The sequence below is a fragment of the Streptomyces spongiae genome (assembly GCF_009377185.1).
In the GTDB taxonomy this organism is placed as follows: domain Bacteria; phylum Actinomycetota; class Actinomycetes; order Streptomycetales; family Streptomycetaceae; genus Streptomyces; species Streptomyces spongiae.
In genome coordinates, this window is record NZ_VJZC01000730.1 from 1 (window position 1) to 4,379 (window position 4,379).

2 protein-coding genes and 1 pseudogene are annotated in these 4,379 nt (G+C 73.4%); 2 read left to right on the forward strand and 1 reads right to left on the reverse strand.

What is annotated here, in order from left to right; translation table 11 throughout:
* Window positions 1-33 precede the first annotated feature (33 nt).
* Window positions 34-3,126, reverse strand: coding sequence for a beta-N-acetylglucosaminidase domain-containing protein (locus FNH08_RS45535; protein WP_407704580.1), 3,093 nt, complete (start codon window positions 3,124-3,126; stop codon window positions 34-36).
* A 260-nt stretch (window positions 3,127-3,386) separates the two neighbouring features.
* Between FNH08_RS45535 and FNH08_RS45540 the strand changes: the two genes are divergently transcribed.
* Both FNH08_RS45540 and FNH08_RS45545 read left to right on the forward strand, forming a co-directional pair.
* Window positions 3,387-3,632, forward strand: coding sequence for a hypothetical protein (locus tag FNH08_RS45540; protein WP_322726506.1), 246 nt, complete (start codon window positions 3,387-3,389; stop codon window positions 3,630-3,632).
* Window positions 3,633-4,379, forward strand: a pseudogene (locus FNH08_RS45545) (4-alpha-glucanotransferase); the annotation flags it as partial.

The window sequence follows — 4,379 nt, forward strand, 5'->3', positions numbered from 1 at the left end:
GGACGGGTAGGGGCGGCGGGGGCGGAAGCCCTCTCAGCCCCGGCCCGCCACCGCGTACGCCTCCACCGACCACAGCGAGTACCCGTACTGAGTCCCCCGCTTGACTCCCTGCACGCGCACGAACCGCACGTCACGCTCGTCCATGCGGACCGACTCGCGCCCGCCCCGGCCGTCCCGTACGGCCGCGGCGGTGCGCCAGGTGCGGCCGTCCGTCGATACCTGGACTCGGTACTCGGCCGCGTACGCGTCCTGCCAGCGCAGCACCACCTGGCCCAGGCGCACCGGCTCGGGGAGTTCCGTCTGCCACCAGGCGCCGTCCTCGGCGGGGGACGACCAGCGGGTCTTGGGGTCGCCGTCGTTGGCGGCCGACGCGGGGAAGTCCTTCGTCTCGTCGCCGGACGACGCGGACTTCGCGCCGCGTGCCAAGTCGCGCTCCGCGGTGCGCGGGAAGGTGCGGACCGTGAGGGTCCGGGGGGTGCCGCCAGAGGAGTCGGAGGAGTCGAAGGACACCGGGATCTCGTACGTTCCCGAAGGCGTTCCCGCGGGGACCGTGATCTTGATCGGTACGTCGACCGCCGTGCCGCGCGGGAGCGTCGACCGGGCGGGGACCGCCACCTTGATGCCCCGGGGGGCCTTCGCGGTGAGCCGTCCCCGTACCTCCCCGGGCCGCAGGGAGGTCAGGCGGGCGGTCACCGTGTGCGTGCCGCCGATCTCCACGTCGGTCTCGGGGCGCGGCAACTCCAGTGCGGTGGCGGGGGAGTCGTACCAGGGCACGAGGTGGCGTGCGGTCGCGCCCTGTAGGCGTAGGGCGTCCGCCCGTACGGGGTTCCTGAGTTCGAGTTCCGTCGCGCCGCCTTCCGCGAGCGTCCCGATCCGTCGCCAGCCCTCGCCGGGCACGTGCGCCTCGACCACACCGCGGGCGCCGGGATCGGCGAGCACCGTCACCGCGGTGAGCTCGCCGGTCCGGCTCAGACGCCCGTCCCGCGCCGCCTCCTGGCCGAGCCCCGCCCAGTTCTCGTACGCCTTCCGAGTCCGCGTCAGGAACGGGTCCAGCACGCCCTCACCGACCGTCACCCGGCCCGTGCCGAGCCCGGTGCTCAGCCGGCCCAGCTCCCGGTACGCCGTCCAGGCCGCCGCGGTATCGTCGGCCGACTGGGCGTCCAGCAGGTCGACGGCCCTTTCTCCGGCGGTGCCGTACCGGGCCAACTGCTCGGCCCAGGGAGCGACTTCGTCCGCGATCCCGGTGTCGGACAGACGCTCGGGGGTCTCGCGCATCACGGTGAAGGCGGCGCGCAGCCGCTTGGCCGCCCGCTCGTACGCGGCCCGGTCCGTCTTGGTGCGAGCCGTCCAGACGTCGTCGATGAGCGGCCGCAGATACGCCGACTCGGTGCTGCCGAGGACCGACGAGGCGTCATTGCCCGCGAGGGCGTTGAGGGCCTCCTCGCGGGTCCGGTCGCCGTCGGCCAGGTCGTCGATCGCGGCCCGCCAGGACTCCTCGGGCCGGTAGTCGCGCGGGTTCCACGCGTAGTCGGCGGTGGTGAAGAGTGGGATTCGGGACGCCTCCGCCTGCTGCATCGCGTTGGCCAGCAGGGCTGAGGAGCCGCTCGCGACAGCTGGTTCGCGGCCGGTGTACGGGCCGAGGAAGATGCGGTCCTCGGCGTAGTCGTTGACCGGGTAGTTGTCCATCGTGACCAGCGGGTGTCCGGCGAACACCTCGCGGGTGCGGGCGAGTTCGGAGCCGGTGATGGTCTTCGGCACCACCCCGACGCCCGTCCACGCGACCCCGACCGTGTCGTCCAGATCGGCCGCCAGCGCGCGCCGGTACGCGGTCGGGCCGTCCTGGTAGTACTCGGTCGGCATCAGCGACAACGCCGGTGTGCCCGGGTGGCGTTCGGCGAGGTGCCGGGCGACCGCGTTCGCCAGTCGGGCCTGTGCCCGCGCCGCCGCCTCCGGGCCCGAGCCGAACGTTTCGGCATCCGCGTCGCAGTGCCACTCGCTGTAACTCACGTCCTGGAACTGGAGCTGGAAGGCCCGGAAGCCCAGCTCCCACATGGCGTCGAGCTTGCGGGTGAGCGCCTTCACGTCGTCGTCCGACGAGAAGCACATCGCCTGGCCCGGGGCCACCGCCCACGTCATCGTGATGTGGTTGCGGTCCGCCCGGTGGGCCAGTTCGCGGAAGTCGGCGCGCTGTTCGGAGGGGTACTCCTCCCGCCACCGCGCCTGGCGGTAGAGGTCGTCGCCGGGGGCGTACACATAGAGGTTCTGCTTGGTGCGGCCCATGAAGTCCAGCTGGGCCAGACGCTGTTCGCGCGTCCACGGGGTGCCGTAGAAGCCCTCGGTGGTGCCGCGCACGGCTGTTCCCGGCCAGTCTCGGACGACGACGCCCGCGACGCGCCCCCCGGTGAGCAGCTGACGGAGTGTCTGGACCGCGTGGAACAGCCCGTCCCCGCCGGCACCGGCCAGGGCCACGGTGTCGCGGCCCGCGACCCGGCCGACCGCGAGGCGGTAGCCGCCGGAGGGGAGATCGGCGCGGGGCGAGGCGCCCAGAGCGGTGAGCGCCTCCTCCACGCCTCCGTACGCCGGGTTCTCGCCCGCGCGCACCACCAGCGCGCCCGAAGGGATCGGATCCCTTTCGCGCGCCGTGGTGACCGTGCGCGCACCGGCCTCGAAGAACAGCGATCGGAGTGTGTCGACGGCGTTCGGATCGGTGCTCGCCTCGGTGACCAGGACGACCTCGTCCGGGACCGCGACACCGGCGCCGGCCGGGCGGAGCGACTGGGGGCGCGGCCAGACCGAGGGCAGCGCGTCGCTCTTCGCGGGTGGGCCCGCGGGGCTGTCGGAAGCCTCCACGGACGTACCGGCGGATTCTGACGTACCGGCGGACTCTAAGGAGGTGTCCGCTTCTGAGGAGGTGTCCGCAGCTTCCGCGGATGCGCCCGTGGGCGCCTGTGCAGACTCCGCCGACTCCGCCGACTCCGCCGACTCCGCCGACTCCGCCGGCTCGTCCTGCGCGTCCGAGGTCGACGTCGGCGCGACCGGGCGTGGCGTGGACGGGCCCGACCCCAGCGCCCCCGCGACCACGGCGATGGCAACGGCCGCCGCTCCCTTCCTGCCCCGGAGCTGCACGGCCCCCTCCTCGTCGTTCGTCTCGTCGACCCTCACGGCTGACGTCAGGAAATCACCGACCCCACCAGCCGGGCGGTCACAGTGTCAACGCGCGTGGCCGATGTGTCAGAATTGCCCACCTCTGCACGCTCGGTGACGAGGCCGAAACGGAACGTGTGTGACCAAAACCACGTTGTCCCCCCGGATACGTCTGCGGAGGCGCCCACTGGGTAGGGGGCTGCCGTAACCCGCTAGAGACGTACGACGACAAGGAGGCCATCGTGGCCGCACATCTTCTGTTCCCGGCCCATTCCAAACCCACGGCGGATCAGTCCGCCGACCTCGAGCACGTGTGCGTGTTCAGCGCGGAGGGCGCCTGCGCCGAGCCGCCCCTGACCAGTGAGCCCCCGCTGCCGGACGCCGAGCCCCTCACCAGCGAACCGCCCCTCGCCGACCTCGCCCCCCTGACCAGCGAACCGACGCCCACCGGTGCCGCCTACTCCGGCCTCGACTCCATGGCGGTCTAGATGGCGCGACCGGCCGACCCAGCGGCGGAGCCGAGCCCCGCCGAGGACGCCGAATCCTCCGAGAGCTCATCGAGCCCAGGGAACTCACCGAGACCAGGCAGCTCATCGAGCCCAGGGAACTCACCGAGACCAGGGACCTCACCGAGCCCAGAGAACTCCGAAGGCTCCGCGAGCGGGACGCCGCTGTCCCGGCTCGCCTCGCTGCACGGGGTCGCCACCTCCTACAGCCCCTCCCCGGACCGTACGGTCGCGGCCTCGGACGCCGCGATCGTCGCGGCCCTGGCGGCGCTGGACGTCGACGCGAGCACCCCTCGGACCGTGCACGCGGCCCTCGCCGCGCGGGAACGGGAGCTGAGGGAGCGCCTGTTGCCGCCGACCGTGGTGTGCTGGGGCGGACAGGCCCCCGGCGCACTGGCCGGACTCCCCGAGGGCACCCGCCTGCGCATCGAGACCGAGCAGGGCGAACTCCGCTCCGCCGCCGAGCAGTTGCCCCCGGGCGTGCACGCCCTGCGCGCCACCGCCCCCGACGGCCGTACCGCCGACGCCCACCTCGTCGTGGCCCCGTCCCGGCTGCCCGCGCCGCCCGGACGTGTGTACGGGCTCCTCGTCCAGCTCTACTCCCTGCTCTCCCGGCGCAGCTGGGGCATGGGCGACCTCGGCGACCTGGCCGAGCTGACCGCCTGGGCCGGCCGCGCGCTCGGCGCCGGGTTCGTGCAGGTCAACCCCCTCCACGCGGCCGTACCCGGC